Origin of the sequence: Emergencia sp. 1XD21-10, from assembly GCF_009936045.1 — a bacterium.
Taxonomy (GTDB): Bacteria; Bacillota; Clostridia; order Peptostreptococcales; family Anaerovoracaceae; genus Senimuribacter; species Senimuribacter intestinalis.
Genome location: NZ_QWEQ01000094.1, coordinates 1 through 654, shown reverse-complemented (window position 1 = coordinate 654; position 654 = coordinate 1). Strand labels below are relative to the sequence as shown.

1 protein-coding gene is annotated in these 654 nt (G+C 54.6%); it reads right to left on the bottom strand.

Annotated elements, in window-relative coordinates:
* Positions 1–61: 61 nt before the first annotated feature.
* A partial coding sequence (locus tag D1151_RS16950) for a polyubiquitin (RefSeq protein WP_306770919.1) occupies positions 62–654 on the bottom strand: 593 nt, incomplete at its 5' end.

Below are 654 nucleotides of genomic sequence, written 5' to 3'. Positions count from 1 at the left end.
CAACACAGACGGCACCGACGACCTGAAAGACAAGACACTAAGACACCAGGCGAGCCAACATTTAGAAACCACCACGGAGACGGAGGACAAGGTGAAGGGTGGACTCCTTCTGGATGTTATAGTCGGCAAGGGTCCTTCCATCCTCCAACTGCTTTCCAGCGAAGATCAACCTCTGCTGGTCCGGTGGGATTCCCTCCTTGTCCTGGATCTTAGCCTTCACATTGTCGATCGTGTCCGAGCTCTCCACCTCCAAGGTGATGGTCTTCCCGGTCAGGGTCTTCACAAAGATCTGCATTCCTCCCCTCAGCCTCAGCACCAAGTGCAGGGTCGACTCCTTCTGAATATTGTAATCGGCCAAGGTCCGCCCATCCTCCAGCTGCTTGCCGGCAAAGATCAACCTCTGCTGGTCCGGGGGAATACCCTCCTTGTCTTGAATTTTGGCCTTGACGTTGTCAATGGTGTCGGAGCTCTCAACCTCAAGGGTGATGGTCTTTCCTGTAAGGGTCTTCACGAAAATCTGCATACCACCACGAAGACGGAGGACCAAGTGCAAGGTTGACTCCTTCTGGATGTTGTAGTCCGCCAGAGTGCGGCCATCTTCAAGCTGCTTGCCGGCGAAGATGAGTCTCTGCTGGTCCGGGGGAATTCCCTCCT